Consider the following 19062-nt stretch of genomic DNA (forward strand, 5'->3'; position numbering starts at 1 on the left):
GCCCCGCCCCGCGCCGCGCGCGCCGCCGCCCCCAACGCGGCGCCGACCCCGCCGCCCCGGCGGCACCGTGTGACCCCAAGGAGCAGCGACCGTGACCGACCACCGCGCCGAAGACGGCCCGCAGCCGGAGCGCGAGCGCCCACACGGGACGGACGACCACGGCCGGGGCGCGACCGGCGGCGCCCCCGCGCCCGGCCCGGCCGCACCGCGGGGCGGCGGCCTCACGCCGGCCGACGCCGCCGACGCCGCCCGGCTGGTGGCCTTCGGGCTCCAGCCCAAGCTGCTGCCGGCCCGCGACGTGGAGTACGCCGAACTGCTGCGCCGCCACCGCGAGGACCCCGCCTTCGCCCGGCTGGCCGACGCCGTGGCCACGGGGCTCGGCCTGATCGTCCTGGAGGTGTCCCCCCGCGCCGGCATGGCGGTCACCGCCGCCGAGGACTCGGTCTTCGCCGTCCGCATGGGGGAGTACGCCAAGCGCGCCGCCCCCGACTCCGCCGACCGCTTCCTGCACGGCCTGGCCCACCTGGCCGTCGCCGCCATGGCCTTCCCCCGCCCCGAGGACCTCGCCGACGACGGCTACATCGGCCGTATCACCGTCAACGGCGTGGACGGTTTCGTACGCCAGGCGTGCCGTCGCCTGGAGGAGCGAGCCGCGGAGTCGGGGCAGAACACCGACCCGGCCACCGACGCCCCCGGCCTTGAGGCCGCCTGGCGGGTGTACGCCCGCCGCAGCGCCACCGGCGCCACCAAGGACGCCCGCCGCCTGGCCGGGTCCACCACCGGCATCGTCGGCAAGGCCGTCGCCTTCCTCGTCGACTCCGGTTTCCTCCAGCGCACCGGGGACGACGCCGGCGGCGCGTACCGCACCACGGCCCGCTACCAGCTCCAGGTGCGCGACCTGGCCGGGGGCGCCGCCATGACCGAACTGCTGGAGCTGGGCGTGGTCCCGGTGGGCGACGGCAGCGCCACGCTGGTGCCGCCCACCGAGGGCGACGACCTCGACCTGGCCGCCGACGCGGGCCTGCCGTTCTTCGCCCACCAGCACGGCCCGTCCTGAGCGAGCGTCGAGCGCCCCGCCCCGGCGGGCCGCCGTCGTAGCCCCGCCGGCCCCGCGCGACCCGCCCGCCCACCCCGGGCCGGCCCCACGACACGGCCGGCCGGCGCCGCACGACGACCACCCCTCCCGGCCCCGGGAGACCACGCCCCGCCCGCACCCATCCGCCCACCACACCACGAGAGTCCGCCATGTACGAGCTGTCCCGGGTCCGCCTCTACTCCATCGGGCCAGCCGGTGCGCGCTACGCCGACACCGTGCTCGACCTGCGCGGAGTCGGCGAACCGGTGCCCAGCCCCGCCCCCGCCCAGGCGGAGTTCTTCCAGGACGAGCCCACCGGCCCACCCCGCCGCCCGGCGCCGGCCGGCGTGCTGTTCCTGGAGAACGGCGGCGGCAAGTCCGTCCTGCTCAAGCTGATCTTCTCGGTCATGCTGCCCGGCCACCGCAACACCCTGGGCGGCGCCAGCTCGGGCGTACTGCGCAAGTTCCTCCTCGCCGACGACTGCGGCCACGTCGCGCTGGAGTGGCAGCACACGGTCACCGGCGAGAGCGTCGTCGTGGGCAAGGTCAGCGAGTGGCGCGGGCGCCAGGTCTCCAACGACCCGCGCAAGTTCGCCGAGGCGTGGTACTCCTTCCGACCGGGCCCCGGGCTCAGCCTCGACTCGCTGCCGGTGGCCGAGTCCACCGCCGTGCGCCCCCTGGTGGAGGGCTTCGCGCGACCCGAGACCTCCGGTGCCTCCGGAGCCCGTGGCCGGCGCCGCACCATGAAGGGCTTCCGCGACGCGCTCACCGAGGCCGGCAAGAACTACCCGCACCTCGAAGTCGCCTGGGAGGAGATCCACGAGCGCTGGAACGAGCACCTCGGCGACCTCGGCCTGGACCCCGAACTCTTCCGCTACCAGCGGGAGATGAACGCCGACGAGGGCGAGGCCGCCGGCCTGTTCGCGGTCAAGAACGACTCCGACTTCACCGACCTGCTGCTGCGCGCCGTCACCGACACCCGCGACACCGACGGCCTGGCCGACCTCGTCCACGGCTTCGCGCACAAGCTGGGCCGGCGCGCCGAGCTCACCGCCGAACGTGACTTCACGGCCGGCTCCCTCGACCTGCTCACCCGGATCAGCGAGGCGGCCGAACACCGCGCGCGGGCCCGCGACATCCACGCCGGAGCCGAGCGCCGCACCCGCGACCTCGCCCAGCGGCTCGCCGCCCGGGGCACCGGCGAACGCGAACGTGGCGCCGACCTCGCCCAGCAGGTCACCGCCGCCGCCCACGCGGTCACCGAGGCCGAACGCGCACAGGGCCGCAGCTCCCTGATCGCCGCCGAACTCGCCTATCGCAACGCCTCGTTGGCGCTGTCCGCCGCCGAGAAGGGCGCCGCCGCCCAACGCCGGGAGCTGGCCGACGCCCGGACCCTGCACGCCGCCTGGCAGGCCGCCGAGACCGTGCTGCGCCACCGCGCGGCGGCCGACCGCTCGCAGCGCGTGGCCGCCGCGATCCGCGAGGCCGAACGGGACGCGGCCCCAGCCCTGGCCGCCCGCGCCAAGGCCGCCACCGACCTCGTCCGCGCCCTGCACGCCGCCGCCGAGGGCGGCGAGCGCCTCGCCGCCGAGGAGGAGGAACGCTCCGCCGCCCTCCAGGACAGCGGCGAGGCCGCCCACCGGGACGCCACCCACGCCGCGACCGCCGCCCAGCGCGCCCGCAGCGAGGCCGAGCACCTGCGCGGGCGGCTGGCCGAGGTCGAACAGGAGACGGCCGAGGCGGTCCGCGCCGGCTGGCTCGACGACTCCGCCCCCGACGCCGACCCGGCCCGCGCCGCGCTCACCGCCAGCGACGCCGAGAAGGTGGCCGTGGCGGCCTGGGAGAACGCCCGCGTCCGCGCCGCCAGGTCCGCCGACCAGGCCCGCGAGGCGGGCGCGGAGGACAGCCGCGCCGAACTCGCCGCCGCCCGCGCCGCCGACGCCGCCCGCGCCGCCGCCGCCCGTCACGAGGCCGAGCACCGCACCGCCCGAACCCTCGGCGCCGAACAGCGCCTGGCCGACCTGCTCGGCCTGCCCGGCGCGCCGACCGCCGCCGACCAGGGCGGCGCGCCCGACCACGGTACGAACGCGGCGACCCCCACCGACCAGGCGACCCCACCGGACACCGCCACCACCGGACTCAGCGCCGAGGAACTCGACCGCAACGCGGAGGCGCTGCGCGAACTCCTCGACGAGAGCGTCGCCGGCGCCGAACGCCAGCTCTTCGAACTGCGCACGGCCGCCGCCGACGACGCGCGCATCCTCGGCGCCCTGGGCGACGGCGGACTGCTGCCCCCCGGCCCGGACGTGCTGGCCACCGTGGAGTACCTGGGCGAACACGGCATCCCGGCGCTCCCCGGCTGGCGCTACCTGGCCCAGGCCGTGGACCCCGCCGACCACGCGGCGGTGCTCGCCGCCCGCCCCGAACTCGTCGACGGCGTCATCATCACCGACCCCGACACGCACGCCCGCGCCCGCGAGGCCCTCGCCTCCGCCTCCCTGCTGCCCCGCTCCGCCGTCGCCGTGGGCACCTCCGCCGCCCTGCTCGCCCCCACCCCCGGGCCGGGCGCGCGCGAGAGCGCGGTCTTCCTCGTCCCGCCCAACCCGGCCATGCACGACGAGCGGGCGGCCGACGACGAACGGCAGGCGCTGCGCTCGCGCGCCGGCGCCCGCGACGAGGACATCCGGACGCTGGCCGCCCGCCTCGCCGGCGACCGCACGCTGGCCGCCCGGCTGGCCTCCTGGCGTACCGGCTGCCCCCCCGGCCGCCTGGGCGAACTCGCCACCGACGCCGACCAGGCCCAGCGGGCCGCCGAGGCCGCGGAGCGTGAGCACGCCGCCGCCCGCACCGCCCGTGCCACGGCCGACGAACTGGCCGCCGAGGAGGCCCGCGCCCGCGACGAGCACCAGGAGGCGGCCCAGCGCGCCCGCCGCGTCGCCGACGCGCTGGCCGGGCTCGCCTACCGGCTGCGCGAGCGCACCACCTGGCTCGCGCGCGTACGCGAACTCGCCGAGGAGGCCGCCGAGGCGGAGGAGCGCGCCGCCGTCTGTGTGGACCGGGCCCGCGCCGCCGACGAGGACCGCCGCGCCGCCCAGCGCGCCGCCGACGACGCGCACCGCACCGCCCGCGCCCTGCGTGCCGAGCGCGCCGAGATCGCCGGCGCCCCCGACGACGTCACCGCCGCGCCCGAGGGCGCCGCCCCGACGGCCTCGCTGCCCGCGCTGCGCGAGTCCTACCGCGCCGCCTCCCAGCTCTACGAGAAGGTCGGCGTGGGCGCCGACCTGCGCGCCGAACAGGCCCGCGCCGAGAGCGACGAGAGCGCCGCGCTGGCCACCCTGGAGCGCCTGACCAACAAGGTGCGTACCCGCGCCGCCCAGCTCCTGGAAGGCACCGACGGCGCGGACGGCCCCTCCCGCCAGGCCGCCGCCGCCCGCGCCGAGTCACTGGTCCAGATGCTGGAGTCGCGCACGTCGGCGGCGAGCGAGCAACTGGGTCGACTGCGCGGCGAGGCCGAACGACTGGCCCCCGCCGACGGCCAGGCCCACACGGAGCTGCCCGAGGACCTGGTGCCAGCCGACGCCGAGCGGGCCAGGGAACTGCTACGCACCGCCACCACGGAGCTGAGCGCGCGCACCGACGCCCGCGAGCGCGCCCGCGCCGCCCACGCCGAACTGCTGCGCGCCCACCGCGCCGCCGAGGACGCGGCGGGCGGCTTCGAGGAGAGCGCCGCGCTGCTGCGCGACCTCATCCGGGGCGCCGCCACCGAGGAGGTCGACCACGCGCGCGGCGACGAGGAGGCGGCCGAGCCGTACGCCGGGACCCTGGAACAGGCCCGCCAGGTCGCGGCCGAGGCCCGTCGCTCCCTGCGCGGCTGCGCGAGCGATCTCTCAGCGGCCGACGCGATGGTCCGCGAGGCGAGCGACGTCCTCGTACGGCACGCCAACGCCACCCGGTACGAGCAGGTACGCACCCCCGCCCGGCAGCAGATCAGGGAGCTGCCGGCGGCGGCGCTGCCGGAGCACGCGGCGGCGTGGGCCGAGGCGTTCGCGCCCCGGCTGCGTGTGCTGACCGACGAACTGGCCCAGCTCGAACGCAACCGGGACAGCATCGTGGACCGGCTGCGTGGCCTGGTCGACTCCTGCCTGGCCACGCTGCGCTCCGCGCAACGCCTGTCGCGGCTGCCCGAGGGGCTGGGGGAGTGGTCGGGCCAGGAGTTCCTGCGCATCCGCTTCGACGACCCGGACCAGGCGCTGCTCACCGAACGCCTCGGCGAGGTCATCGACGAGGCCACCAGGGCGGCCGTGCGCAAGAACTCCGACCTGCGCAGGGACGGCATGTCGCTGCTGCTGCGCGGCGTGCACGCCGCGCTCCTGCCGCGCGGGGTGGCCGTGGAGATCCTCAAGCCCGACGCGGTGCTGCGCGCGGAGCGCGTCCCGGTCGGGCAGATGGGCGACGTGTTCTCCGGCGGCCAGTTGCTGACCGCCGCCATCGCCCTGTACTGCACGATGGCCGCGTTGCGTAGCAACGACCGAGGCCGCGACAGGCACCGGCACGCGGGCACCCTCTTCCTCGACAACCCCATCGGCCGGGCCAACGCGACCTACCTGCTCGAACTCCAGCGGGCGGTGGCCGACGCGCTCGGCGTGCAGCTCCTGTACACCACCGGCCTCTTCGACACCACGGCCCTGGCGGAGTTCCCGCTGGTCATCCGGTTGCGTAACGACGCGGACCTGCGCGCCGGACTGAAGTACATCAGCGTGGAGGAACACCTGCGCCCCGGCCTGCCGCAGGCCGAGGCCGGCGCGGAGCAGGTGCACGGAGAGATCACCGCGACCCGCATGTTCCGCCGACCCGAGCCCGACGCGCCGGCCGAGACGGCCACGCCGCCAGCGCCGACCGAGACGGCCGAACCGACCGCCCAGGCCGCCCCGAGCGCCCCGGGCGCGGGAGCCGACGCGGGGCCCGGAGCCGACCCGAGCGCCCCGGGCGACCCGGACGTGTGAGCCGACGCGAGGGCGGGTCCGACGCCCTCGTGGGCCCACTCCACCCGTCGGGGCGCTATGCGGCGGCGCAGGCGCTTTGCCGGAAATGGGCGCGGCGTGATCCCGCCGCCCGACCGGCGTCCGATGTGGCTGGTAAAGAGTCGTTTGAAGATCGAGTGGGTTGCTAAAAGGACATCGCGCCCTGACGCGCCGCCCCGTGGAGTCCCGCCGCGCCTCCCGTGCCCCCGGCCGTCCCCTTCCACGGGGTGGCCGGGCCCACGTCAGCGGGCCGAGGCCGCCCCGTAGCGCGACGAGATCGTGAACAGCGCGCGAAGACCCACGCTCACGCGTCCGAGAGCCGCCTCGGTCGCCGCGGTCGCCGCAGCGTGCGCGCCGAGCTGCTGGGCGCCGAGACGACGCCGTACCGCTGCCGCCACACCTGGCGGGTCACCCAGACGTCCAGTACCCCCCAGGTCGCCGCCACGGTGCTGGCTATGGAGCTCAGCGTCATCGGGAAGGCGAACCAGGACTCGCCCAGCGTGAACAGCACCGCCACCATCGCCTGGACCAGCGTGAACGCGATGATGATGACGGCGCGAACGGCCGCCGTACGCACCGGATCAGGCAGTCGCAGACGGCGCGCGGGCTCCTCTGTCCACAACGACTGGAGCCGTTCTCGCGGGATGTCGCGATTCTTTTCCATCAACATCTCCCCCTCTCCCTGGCTGCCCGGATTGCGTGGTTCCGAAAAGAGGGACATCGGCCGTAATACACCCAGGCTTCCCCTTGGATCACGTACGACGATGAACGAAGGTTCCCGAGGCCACGCGCGTTTCCAGCCACCGTGAACTGGCAGAGTTCTGCCATCCGTGGGAGCGCGACCGCTGAGGCCCCAGCTGAAAAGTCAGGGCAACAGCGGACAACTAGTGATCAAGGGCGCACCTGATGGGCTGTCAGCGGCTGGACGTGTCTTCGAGTTGGTCACGCGACAGTAGTAGGCTCGCGCCGCTTGTTGTCGGAACATCCCCCGCGTCGGCGGGGTTGACGTTAGGGAGGCCATGCGCTTTCGCGGTAAGTCGATCCGCCGGAAGATCGTGGCGCTGTTGCTAGTGCCGCTCGTCTCGCTGACGGCAATCTGGGCCTTCGCTACAGTGATCACCAGTCGTGAGGCCATCCAGCTCATGGATGCGGCCGATGTCATTGACAAGGTCGGCGCACCAGCGGAAGACGCGGTGCAGGCCATCCAGCAGGAACGCCGTCAGACGCTCATCTACCTGGCGGACCGTAATTCCACCGCCCTCGCCCAATTGCGCGAGCGGCAGCACGCCACGGACACCGTCCTGGACAAGCTGCGCGACAACGCGCGCAGCGACGACACCCGCGACAGCATGAACTCCGACTCGGAGAACCAGCTCGCCGCGTTCCTGGACAGCACCAAGGGCCTGGAGGAGCTGCGCGGCAAGGTGGAGAACGACTCCATCAACCGCGCCAGCGCCTTCGAGAAGTACAACTACCTCGTGGACGGCGTGTACAACTTCCGGTACGCCCTGCACACGGTGCCCAACGCCGACATCGACAAGCACGGCCGCGCCATCGTCGCGATGATCCGTGCCCGTGAGGCACTGGCCCGCGAGGACGCCCTGTACATCGCCGGCGTCACGGCCAAGCGGATCAGTTGGCAGGATCTGCGCAAGATGTCCGACCTGCGCGCCGAGCGCGACCTGATCTACGCCACGAACCTTCCGGTGCTGCCGGTCAAGGAACAGAAGATCATCCAGGACTACCGGCGCACGTCGGCCGCCCCCGAGGCGCTCTACAACGTCGAGAACGCCATCCAGAACGCGGGCCCCTCGCGCACCATCGAGGTCGTGGACCGCAAGCGCTGGGAGGCCGCGGTCAACCCGTCGCTGGACGACTACGACCGCCTCGGCAAGGAGTACACCGACCGCTACGAGGACGACGTCGTGCGTCCCGAGGCCACGCGGGTCATGCTCCGCGCCGGCGCCGCCGGCGTGCTCGGCTTCCTGGCCCTGCTCGCCTCGCTGTTCGTCTCCATCCGCATCGGCCGCGCCCTCATCCGCGACCTGCAGCGCCTGCGCAAGGACGCCCACGAGGTCTCCGGCGTACGCCTGCCCAGCGTCATGCGCCGGCTCGCCGCCGGCGAGCAGGTCGACGTCGAGGCCGAGGCACCCCGCCTTGAATACGGCGGCGACGAGATGGGCCAGGTGGGCCAGGCCCTCAACACCCTGCAGCGCGCGGCCGTCGAGGCCGCCGTCAAGCAGGCCGACATGCGTCGCGGCGTCTCCGAGGTCTTCGTCAACCTCGCCCGCCGCCACCAGGTCCTGCTGCACCGCCAGCTCACCCTCCTCGACGCGATGGAACGACGTACCGAGGACACCGACGAGCTCGCCGACCTCTTCCGCCTCGACCACATGACCACCCGCATGCGGCGGCACGCCGAGGGCCTGGTCATCCTCTCCGGCGCGGCCCCCTCCCGGCAGTGGCGCAAGCCCATCCAGCTCATGGACGTGGTCCGCGCGGCGGTCGCCGAAGTCGAGGACTACGAGCGAATAGAGGTGCGCCGGCTGCCCCGCCTGGCCGTCAACGGCCCCGCGGTCGCCGACCTCACCCACCTCATCGCGGAACTCCTGGAGAACGCGGCCGTCTTCTCGCCCCCGCACACCGCGGTTCAGGTGCACGGCGAGCGGGTCTCCAACGGCTTCACGCTGGAGATCCACGACCGTGGCCTGGGCATGGCGCCCGACGCGCTCCTCGAGGCCAACCTGCGGCTGGCCGAGACCCGCGACTTCGAACTGTCCGACACCGACCGACTGGGCCTGTTCGTGGTCAGCCGCCTCGCCCAGCGACAGGGCGTACGCGTCTCCCTCCAGCCCTCGCCGTACGGCGGCACCACCGCGGTCGTGCTCATCCCGGCGAACCTGCTCTCCGAAGGCGAGATCGACCACGGCAACGAGCCCTCCGGCGAGGACACCCGCAGGCTGCGCCCCTCCGAGACCGGCATCGCCGCGATCGGACAGGGCCCCGGTGGCCGCAAGGGCAAGCACGCCCGTGCCCTGGACAACGACCCGCTGGACGGCCCAGTCGAACTGGAGGCACCTATCACGCCGTTCGACGACGAGGAACCGGACGATGTAGAGGGCGGCTGGTTCCAGGGTCGCGGCGCGCCGCAGCCCACACCGGACGCCACCCCCACCTCCGAGCACCAGCAGGCGCTCGACGGCCAGAGCCCGCCGTCCGGTGAGCCGGTGTCGCTGCCCCGGCGCAGGCACCCCGTGCTGGTCTCCGACCACGGGCGTCCGGTCGACGCCCCGCGCCCCGGGCGCGACCAGCGCTTCGGCGGCCAGCAGGCCCGCCCCGTGGAGCCGGTGCCCGACCCGGACCCCACGCTCTCGGTGCAGCGCCCCGCGCAGCCCGCGACCCGGTCCGCCGCGCCGGCCCCCGGCGCCGGCCTGCCCCGCCGGGTCAGGCAGGCCAGCCTGGCCCCGCAGCTCAAGAAGGAGCCCGCCCAGGCGGAGCCGGAACCGCAGCCCGACGACTCGGACCCCCAGCGCGATGCCGAGATGGCGCGGGCCAAGATGGCCTCGCTCCAGCGCGGCTGGCAGCGCGGCCGGCAGCAGCACACCACCTCCGCCGACTCCAGTGGCCCGGCGGGCACAGCACCAGGAACGACATGGGAGGGGGACGGTCGATGACCGCACCATTCAACGCCGCGCCGAGGCCATCGAGCGAGCTGAGCTGGCTGCTCGACGAGCTGGTCGAGCGGGTGGGAAGCATCAGCAAGGCACTCGTGCTCTCCGGCGACGGACTGCCCACCGGCGCGTCACGGGACTTGACGCGGGAGGACGGCGAGCACCTGGCCGCCGTCGCCTCCGGATTCCACAGCCTCGCCAAGGGCGTCGGTCGCCACTTCGAGGTCGGCCGGGTCCGGCAGACCATCGTGGAGTTGGATGACGCGTTCCTGTTCGTGACCGCCGCTGGCGACGGAAGCTGTCTGGCCGTGCTCGCCGACGCCGACTCCGATGTCGGCCAGGTCGCGTACGAGATGACGTTGCTGGTCAAGCGCGTTGGCACCCACCTGGGCACCGCTCCGCGGTCCAGTGGGTGATGGTGTGACATGAACACAGACGGGGAAGACACAGCCCGTTGGTTCGACGACGCGGCGGGGCCGGTGGTTCGGCCGTACGCCATGACGCGTGGCCGGACCCGGAGTCTGACCGAGGAAAAGCTCGACCTGATAGCGGTCGTCATCGCCGACACTCTCCGGAGTCGTTCGGTAGCCGATCAGACCCTCTCTCCGGAGCATCTCGACATCGTCGAGCTGAGCCGGGAGACCCCGCAGTCCGTCGCTGAGCTGGCGGCCGAACTCGACCTTCCGGTCGGAGTGGTCCGCGTTCTCATCGGCGACCTGCTGCACGCGGCGCTCGTTCGCGTGTCCCGGCCCGTACCTCCGGCGGAACTGCCGGATGAGTGGATTCTGCGCGAGGTGATCAATGGTCTTCGGGCACTCTGACCGTGGCCGTTCCGGTGTCGTCGACCCGGTGACGCTGAAGATCCTGGTAGCAGGGGGATTCGGCGCGGGCAAGACGACCCTGGTGGGCGCGGTGAGCGAGATCAAACCGCTGCGTACCGAGGAACTGCTCAGCGAGGCTGGCCGCCCGGTCGACGACATCGGCGGGGTGGAGGGCAAGACGACCACCACCGTGGCCATGGACTTCGGACGCATCACGCTCCGCGAGGACCTGGTGCTCTACCTGTTCGGCACACCGGGACAGGACCGGTTCTGGTTCCTGTGGGACGAGCTGGCGACCGGGGCACTGGGCGCGGTGGTGCTGGCCGACACCCGGCGCCTGGAGGACTGCTTCGCGGCCGTCGACTACTTCGAGCGGCGCGGCATCGCCTTCACCGTGGCGGTGAACGTCTTCGACGGCGCGATGAGGTTCCCCGAGGAGAGCGTGCGCGACGCGCTCGACCTCGACCCGGACGTACCGGTGATGCTCTGCGACGCGCGTCAGCGCGAGTCGACCAAGAACGTGCTCATCTCGGTCGTCGAGCACGCCATGAAGATCGCCGCCGAGCAGCGGCAGGCGTCCGGCGGCTGACCGCCAACACGACGACACCGCGGCCCGTACCCCACCACCCGGGGTACGGGCCGCGGCGCGTGACGCGCCCCAGCGCACCACCCACGCCCCGAACGGCAGCCCTTCCCCCCCCCGCGCCTGAGGGGCCGTCACGGTCGTCGACGGCCTCCCGCACACCGGTCGCGACCCTGTCGCCACCGGACCGTCGCCCGCCCGGCCTGGCGGGTGGCGGCCAACCCCCGAAGAAGGCCGGATCGTTGCCCCCGACACGAGAGTGCGCGGGCCAGGCCGTGGCGCACCGGAGGCAACCAGCCATCGGCCTCCCGCGTCCACTTGAACGTGACCGGCCGGATGGGGTCCACGGGGGTGGCTCCACCCGGCCGGTCACCGTACGCCCCCCACGCGTCCACCGCGCGCCACCCCACCCGTCGGCCCGGCCAACCGGCCACCCCCGACCACACCGCCGCCCTCCGCCGCACCTCACGCCCCTGCCCGCCGGCGAAACCCCGCGACGCGACCGTACGAACCCCACGCACACCCTTTCGGCCACAGCGGTCCGCCTGGTAGACCCTGGGGCATGGCCCGATGGAGCGCCGCCGTGCGCACGCTGGCGGCAGGGGCCGCCACCCTGTTCGCCGTCACTATCGCCCCGCAACCGGCCCGGGCCTCCCACGCGCCGCCCGCGCCCCGCGAGTTCGTCGCGCTCCGGGACGTCGATCCCACCATCCTCCAGGAGATGCGCTACCGCACCCCACACAACTTCGTGGGCCGCCGCATCGACGGCTACCGCCAACCCCTGTGCGTCCTGACCGCCCCCGCCGCGCGAGCCCTGCACCGGGCCCAACGCGCGCTGCTGCGCCAGGGCTACTCGCTCAAGGTCTACGACTGCTACCGCCCCCAGCGCGCCGTCGACCACTTCGTACGCTGGGCCAGGGACCTCGACGACCAGCGCATGAAGGCGGAGTTCTACCCACAGGTCGACAAGTCTCGGCTGTTCGCGGACGGCTACATCGCCGAGAAGTCCGGACACAGCCGTGGCTCCACGCTCGACCTCACCCTGGTCAGGCTGCCGGCCGCGGTCACCCGCCCCTACCTCCCCGGCGAGCCGCTGACGTCCTGCTACGCGCCCCGGGGCGAGCGCTTCCCCGACAACAGCGTGGACACCGGCACCGGGTTCGACTGCTTCGACACCCTCGCGCACACACTGGACCCACGCGTGGCGGGGGAGCGGCGCGCACACCGGCTGCTCCTGAAGAACACCCTGGAGCGGGTGGGCTTCCACAACCTGCCGCAGGAGTGGTGGCACTACACGTACCAGCCCGAGCCCTTCCCGGACACCTACTTCGACTTCCCGGTCGCGCGGTCCTCCCTGGTCAATGGGCGCTGACCCACGCCGGTGTCACACCCCGCGGCTCGGACGCACCCCGCCCGGGCCGGCCGCGCGGCGAGTGGCCCAACCCAGGAGAGGGGTGCCGCCCCCGAAGGGCGGCCCCCCGCCCACGAGGCGGGCCCCGGAGCGCCCCGCCCGGGAGCGGCCCGTCGCTCAGGCGACGACCAGGCCGACCGCGTCCCCACGCACCCGCATCGCGTACTTCACGTCCTCGGCCCCCGCGCACTCCACCACCACCCGGTCCCCGCGCAGCCGCGTCGTGAACCGCTCCACCACGGGCTCCTCCCAACCGTCGCCGCTCTGGCTGATCAACACCCCGCCGCCGGCGCGCCCGGCCATCGGCGCCCACACCTCGAGCTCGGTCTCACCCCGCTCGCCGGCCACCGGCACCACCGACCCCGCCCGCACGAACACCGGCACCCGCGACAGCGGCGCGTCCACCACCGCCCGCCCCGGTCCGTCGTGCGCCCGCCCGGTCGCCTGGTCGTACCACCGCCCGCGCGGCAACCGCACCGTACGTCGCCGCTCACCTGCCTCCAGGACCGGCGCCACCAGCAGCGAGTCCCCGAGCAGGAAGGCGTCCTCACACTCGCGTAGCGCCCGGTCCTGTGGCCACCGCCACCACAGGGGGCGCACGTACGGCGCCCCGGTGCGGTGCGCGAGCTGGGCCAGCGTGAGGAAGTACGGCATCAGCCGCTGCCGCTCGTGCAGTGCGGCCCGCGCGTGCTCCAACACCTCGGGACCGAACTCCCACGGCTCCCGCCGGCCCGCCGTGATCGCCGCGTGGGTGCGGAACAGTGGCAGATAGGAGGCCAGTTGGAACCAGCGCAGATACAGCTCCGGGGACGGCGAGCCGGCGAAGCCGCCCACGTCGGGGCCCGAGTACGGGACGCCGCTCAGGCCGAGCCCGAGGACCAGCGACAGCGACGCCCGCAGCCCGGGCCACCCGGTGCTCACATCGCCCGACCAGGTGCCCCCGTACCGCTGGAGCCCGGCCCACCCCGAGCGCGAGAAGAGGAACGGCCGCTGGTCGGGCCGCAGCTCGCGCAGGGCCTCGTAGCCGGCACGGGCCATGGCCAACCCGTAGACGTTGTGCGCCTCCCGGTGGTCGCCACCCCGCCCCTCCAGGGCGTGCCGCGCGGAGAGCGGCAGCGTGGGATCACCGAAGGCCGCGAAGGACGCCGGCTCGTTCATGTCGTGCCACACCCCGGCGAAGCCCTGCGCGAGGCGCTCGGCGTACAGCTTGCCCCACCACGCGCGCACCTGCGGGTCGGTGAAGTCGGGGAAGACCGACTCACCGGCCCACACCTCCCCGCGCACCTCCCGCCCCTGCCCGTCCCGGACGAACGCCCCCGCCGCGACACCCTCGTCGTAGACCGGGTTGCCCGGCTCCGCCTTCACCCCCGGATCGACGATCGACACCAGCCGCACCCCGTCGTCGGCCAGATCGGCCGCCAACCGGGGCAGATCCGGGAAGCGGCCCCGGTCCACCGTGAACACCCGGTGCCCGTCATAGTGGTCGATGTCCAGATGCAGCGCCGACAGCGGAAGTCCGCGCTCCAGGTAGCCCGCGACCACCCGGCGCACCTCGTCCTCGTCGCCGAACCCCCACCGCGCGTGGTGGTATCCCAGGGCCCACCGGGGCGGCAGCGCGGGCGCGCCGGTCAGCTGCGCCCAACCGTGCAGCACCCGCGCCGGAGTGCCCGCGATCACCCAGTAGCGCAGCGGCCCGCCCGCCATACGCACCTCGCAGCGGCCGGGGCGGTCGTGCCCCGACCCCTCGCCCTCCACGCCCTCGCGCAGTGTGACCACACCGTCCCAGGTGTTGTCGTGGAAGATCAGATGACTGCCCGCGTCGGCCACCACGAGCTGCACCGGCATGGTCAGGTACAGCGGGTCGTCCGGCGGCTCAAAGGCGCCCCCGGGGTCGGTGTTCCACAGCCGGTACGTCCCACTCCCCAGCCGAGGCCCCGTCGACCGCCCGCCCAGACCGAAGCTCCGCGCGTCGGCGGCCACCTCCGAGCGCTGCGTCCAGCGCGACCGCGTCCCCTCGGCCGCCCCCTCGGCGGGCTCCCACCAGCGCGGCGGCAACTCGCGACGCAGCACCACACCACCGGGCGTACGCACCGCGACGGCCCCGTGCCGGGAGACGGTCACCGTCACCCGCTCCGAGACCACCCGCCAACCGTCCTCGGTGTCCGGCTCCAGAACCGCCCGTTGGTCGACCTCGGGACACGAACCGGCCAGTGCGTACGAGGGCTCCGGCAGCGCTCCGTCCCAGCCACAGAAGACCGCGCCACCAGCCGCCACCCGCACGCGCAGCGACGATCGCGCGAACCGCACCACACCGCCGCCGGGCAGCGGCTCGGCACCTTCGGCGAGACCTGGAACGCGGGCTCGCTCGGCGCCCGGCCGCGGCAGCCCGGCCGCGTCCAGCCGCTCCCTACGCCACGCGGCCCGTACGGTTCGCCGCCCCCGCGCCGAACCGATCACTTTCACCGACCGCACCAGGTCACGCGCATCCATGCTGATCACCCTGCCACTGTCAGGGCTGGCCAGAAGCTCCGTTCAACTGCCGTTCACCCGTTGTCACCCGACCCCCACCCCAACTCGTGACCTCCCACCCACGCCGACCGCTTGAGCTGGCCGAAACCACGCCCCTCCGCACGACCACCCCGCCACCGTGAGCCCCCTCACCCGCACCACCCCCGCCAGCCACACTCCGCCACACCCCGGCGCCCCAGCCCCACCCGAATCGACCCCGCGCCGCCTCCACGACCACACACCCGACGAGCGCCCCCCACCCGCCCTCGGACCCACCGCCGCCCAGGCGCCCGGTGGCCGCACCACAGCCGAAACGGACGTCACCGCCCGAGGCCACACCCGGGCGACCCTGGTGCGGATGTCGATCACGTGGCATGGTCCTGCTGAGCCGCGTCACGCCCGCGCGCCCCACCACACCGGGGCCCGTGCCCGTACGCGAGCGGACGCACACCACGCGCCGAGTCCGGGAGCCGAGATGACCACCGCACCGCAGCCAGCAGCCCAGCCGGAACCCCTGTGGCGGCCCGGCCCGGACCGCATCGCGCAGGCCCAGGTCACCCGCTTCCAGAGCTGGGCGGCCGAACGGTACGGAGCCCCCGCCGCGACCCCCGGTGACCCGGTGGCCAGCTACGCCGCCCTGCACCGCTGGTCCGTGGACCACCTGCCGGAGTTCTGGGAGGCGGTCACGCGGTGGTTCGACGTCCGCTTCAGCACCCCGTACGAGACGGTCCTCGCCGAACGCGAGATGCCCGGCGCCCGCTGGTTCCCCGGCGCCACCCTCAACTACGCGGAGCACGCCCTACGCACGGCACAGGACCCCGACCGAGCAGACGATCCCGCCCTGCTCTACGTCGACGAGACCCACGACCCACAGCCCGTGAGCTGGGCGGAACTACGCCGCCAGGTGGGCTCCCTCGCCGCCGAGCTGCGCCGCCTCGGCGTCCGCCCCGGCGACCGGATCAGCGGCTACGTCCCCAACATCCCGCAGGCCACGGTCGCCCTCCTGGCCACCGCCGCCGTGGGCGCCGTGTGGACCTCCTGCGCACCCGACTTCGGCGCCCGCAGCGTCCTCGACCGCTTCCAGCAGGTCGAGCCCGTCGTCCTGTTCACCGTCGACGGCTACCGCTACGGCGGCAAGGAACACGACCGCTCCCAGACCGTCGCCGAGCTGCGGGCCGAGCTGCCCTCCCTGCGCGCCGTCGTCCACATCCCGCTCCTGGGCACCCCCGCCCCCGGCGGCACACTCCTCTGGGAGGACCTGACCGCCGCCGACACCGAGCCCGTCTTCGAGCCGGTCCCCTTCGACCACCCGCTGTGGGTCCTCTACTCTTCCGGTACGACGGGACTGCCCAAGGCCATCGTCCAGTCCCAGGGCGGCATCCTCGTCGAGCACCTCAAGCAACTCGGCCTGCACAACGACATGGGCCCGGGGGACCGTTTCTTCTGGTTCACCTCGACCGGCTGGATGATGTGGAACTTCCTCGTCTCCGGCCTGCCGGCGGGCGTGACCGTGGTCCTCTACGACGGCAGCCCGGGCTACCCCGACACGGCGGCACAGTGGCGGATCGCCGAACGCACCGGCGCCACCGTCTTCGGCACCTCCGCCGCCTACGTCATGGCCTGCCGCAAGGCCGACGTCCACCCGGGGCGCGATGTCGACCTCTCCCGTCTGCGGTGTGTGGCCACCACCGGTTCCCCGCTGCCGCCCGACGGATTCCGCTGGCTGCACGACGAGGTCGCCGACGACATGTGGATCGCATCCGTCAGCGGCGGTACCGACGTGTGCAGCTGCTTCGCCGGCGCCGTCCCCACCCTTCCCGTCTACATCGGCGAACTCCAGGCACCCGGTCTCGGCACGGACCTCCAGGCGTGGGACCCGCAGGGCCAGCCGCTGATCGACGAGGTCGGCGAGCTCGTCGTCACCAACCCCATGCCGTCCATGCCCGTCCACTTCTGGAACGACCCCGACGACAGCCGCTACCGCGACAGCTACTTCGAGATGTTCCCCGGCGTCTGGCGCCACGGCGACTGGATCACCCGCACCTCCCGTGGCAGCGTCGTCATCCACGGCCGCTCCGACTCCACGCTCAACCGACAGGGCGTACGGATGGGCTCCGCCGACATCTACGAGGCCGTGGAGCGCCTCCCCGAGATCCGCGAGTCCCTCGTGATCGGCGTGGAAGAGCCCGACGGCGGCTACTGGATGCCCCTCTTCGTCCACCTCGCACCCGGCGCCACCCTCGATGACGCCCTCCGCGACAGGATCAGGACCACCATCCGTGCCCAGCTCTCGCCCCGCCACGTCCCCGACGAGGTCATCGAGGTCCCGGCCATCCCGCACACCCTGACGGGCAAGCGCATCGAGGTCCCGGTCAAGCGCCTCCTCCAGGGCGTGGCCCTCGACAAGGCGGTGAACCCCGGATCGGTGGACAACATCGAACTCCTCCACTTCTACGAGCGCCTGGCCCGCGAGCGGACCACCCCGACCACCTGAGGCCCACGTCAGCGGCGTTGTCAGACCCCACGGTTACGGTGAGTGAGCATTGATCGACGCACCGAGGGGGAGCCATGCCACCCACGCCACCCGACCACCGCCCCACTGACGACGGACAGCGCGAGCCCGGCGGCCGACCCCCCGCCGGGCCCGCCGCCAGCCCCGCCGGACCAGCCGGCCCGGTGGGGCGCGGCGACCCCCGTGGGCCGGGCGGCCGACACGGCCCCCGCGCCGCCCGCGTGCGCACCACGTCGCGCGGCAGCCGCCGAGCGTCCCGCCGCGCGCTGCGCCGCGAGGCACCGAGCACCATCGCCGTCCTCGCCAGCGACACGGACTTCACGGCGATGCGGCGGTACGAGTCGTTCCCCTTCGCCGACCACGGTCGCTACCTGCGCCAGGTGGAAGGGCTCCTCAGAGCCCGGGCCACGCGCGGGGCGTACACGACCCTCGTCCTCTTCGACCCCGCCGTCTACCGCGCGTTCTGCGCCGAGGTCGGACTCGACCCGGACCACCCCACCAGTCGCGCACGCTACGCGGCTGAGACCGCGACCGTGGGCCCGACCGTTTCGTACGAGGGCCAGCCACTGAGCCTCCTCATCCCGCGCCTCCTGGACGCGGAGGAACAGCACGCGACACTCACCCGCGCCGTGCGTGATCTGGCCGGCATGGGGGACTGCGCCGAATGCGGAGAGGACGTCGCCGCCGCGGCACTGACCCGCGCGGGCCAGGCGATCCACGCCCTGCTATCCGCGGCCGGCCGTGGAAACCACCACCTGGTTTGCAGTGTTCCCACCGACGACGGCCCGCTCATCGCGGTGCTGCACGTCCGACCCCAGCCCTCGGATGCCCGGCACGAGGTGCCCGTCGACGACGACCGGGAGACCTTCCGCGCGGTGCTGGCCGTCGGCCTGGCCGGCACCCGCCCCGGCGGCGTCGTGCTGCGCACCACGAGCGCGGGTCGCAACGACACGGTGCGCGGCTGGGCCCTGCGCGACCACTGGCTCTCGCCCCTCACCGAAGCCCAGGTGTTCAGCGCCTACTGCACCGACCCGGACACCGGCGAGCCCCTGGCCCCCGAGTCGGGTGTCGACTATCGGGCGGGCTTCGCACTCTCCCGCCCGGACAGCGAACACCGGTGATCTCCGGGGGTGGTCGTCGCGCCGTGAGGACCACCCCCGGCCCTTCACGACCCGATTTGCCTCGTGTCAGGGTCCGCTGTACTGTCGTACTCCTGCCCACGGACACGAACTGCGGATAATCCGCATACGGTTCAAGGGCGGCCTTTATGAGATCTTGTTTCAATTCTCTGAATCGCGATTTCGTGCGCTCTTTCGCGTAAGAAACCCGAGTGGTCAGAGAGGGAAAACAGAGCTGATAGAGTGTGAAACACCGAAGGGAAGCGCCCGGAGGGCCCGGTGAAACGGGACCGAAGGAAGCGTCCGTTCCTTGAGAACTCAACAGCGTGCCAAAAGTCAACG

General features: G+C 73.7%; 11 protein-coding genes. 9 read left to right on the forward strand and 2 right to left on the reverse strand.

Annotated features, from left to right (window positions below; genetic code table 11):
* Window positions 1–91: 91 nt before the first annotated feature.
* Both ACFVFR_RS31295 and ACFVFR_RS31300 read left to right on the forward strand, forming a co-directional pair.
* Window positions 92–1057, forward strand: a complete 966-nt coding sequence (locus tag ACFVFR_RS31295) for a hypothetical protein (protein ID WP_383707922.1) — start codon at window positions 92–94, stop codon at window positions 1055–1057.
* A 188-nt stretch (window positions 1058–1245) separates the two neighbouring features.
* A complete protein-coding gene (locus ACFVFR_RS31300) occupies window positions 1246–6078 on the forward strand; it encodes a hypothetical protein (RefSeq protein WP_383707924.1) in 4833 nt (1610 codons plus the stop codon).
* Between the two features lie 322 nt (window positions 6079–6400).
* Here ACFVFR_RS31300 and ACFVFR_RS31305 read toward each other — a convergent pair whose 3' ends face one another.
* Complete coding sequence (locus tag ACFVFR_RS31305; protein ID WP_383707926.1) at window positions 6401–6766, reverse strand: hypothetical protein; 366 nt, start codon at window positions 6764–6766, stop codon at window positions 6401–6403.
* A 349-nt stretch (window positions 6767–7115) separates the two neighbouring features.
* On the opposite strand from ACFVFR_RS31305, the gene ACFVFR_RS31310 reads away from it, so the two are divergent.
* The 5 genes from ACFVFR_RS31310 (at window position 7116) to ACFVFR_RS31330 (ending at window position 12543) form a co-directional block, all read left to right on the forward strand.
* Complete coding sequence (locus ACFVFR_RS31310; RefSeq protein ID WP_383707928.1) at window positions 7116–9770, forward strand: nitrate- and nitrite sensing domain-containing protein; 2655 nt, start codon at window positions 7116–7118, stop codon at window positions 9768–9770.
* Window positions 9767–10183, forward strand: a complete 417-nt coding sequence (locus tag ACFVFR_RS31315) for a roadblock/LC7 domain-containing protein (protein ID WP_176165406.1) — start codon at window positions 9767–9769, stop codon at window positions 10181–10183. Before ACFVFR_RS31310 ends, ACFVFR_RS31315 begins: the two co-directional genes overlap by 4 nt.
* A gap of 9 nt (window positions 10184–10192) precedes the next feature.
* Window positions 10193–10588, forward strand: coding sequence for a DUF742 domain-containing protein (locus tag ACFVFR_RS31320; protein WP_383707930.1), 396 nt, complete (start codon window positions 10193–10195; stop codon window positions 10586–10588).
* A complete protein-coding gene (locus ACFVFR_RS31325; protein ID WP_383707932.1) occupies window positions 10569–11177 on the forward strand; it encodes an ATP/GTP-binding protein in 609 nt (202 codons plus the stop codon). Before ACFVFR_RS31320 ends, ACFVFR_RS31325 begins: the two co-directional genes overlap by 20 nt.
* A gap of 556 nt (window positions 11178–11733) precedes the next feature.
* A complete protein-coding gene (locus tag ACFVFR_RS31330) occupies window positions 11734–12543 on the forward strand; it encodes a M15 family metallopeptidase (RefSeq protein ID WP_383707934.1) in 810 nt (269 codons plus the stop codon).
* A gap of 156 nt (window positions 12544–12699) precedes the next feature.
* Here ACFVFR_RS31330 and ACFVFR_RS31335 read toward each other — a convergent pair whose 3' ends face one another.
* Entirely contained in the window at window positions 12700–15072 is a 2373-nt protein-coding gene (locus tag ACFVFR_RS31335; RefSeq protein ID WP_383707940.1) for a glycoside hydrolase family 31 protein, read from the reverse strand.
* Window positions 15073–15565: 493 nt separating this feature from the next.
* On the opposite strand from ACFVFR_RS31335, the gene ACFVFR_RS31340 reads away from it, so the two are divergent.
* The gene (locus ACFVFR_RS31340) at window positions 15566–17584 is read left to right on the forward strand and encodes an acetoacetate--CoA ligase (protein WP_383707936.1); all 2019 of its coding nucleotides are present in this window, start codon (window positions 15566–15568) and stop codon (window positions 17582–17584) included.
* A gap of 74 nt (window positions 17585–17658) precedes the next feature.
* On the forward strand, window positions 17659–18723 hold the full coding sequence (locus ACFVFR_RS31345) for a hypothetical protein (protein WP_383707938.1): 1065 nt from the start codon (window positions 17659–17661) through the stop codon (window positions 18721–18723).
* The last annotated feature ends 339 nt before the right edge of the window (window positions 18724–19062 follow it).

The sequence above is a fragment of the Streptomyces sp. NPDC057702 genome (assembly GCF_042799315.1).
In the GTDB taxonomy this organism is placed as follows: domain Bacteria; phylum Actinomycetota; class Actinomycetes; order Streptomycetales; family Streptomycetaceae; genus Streptomyces.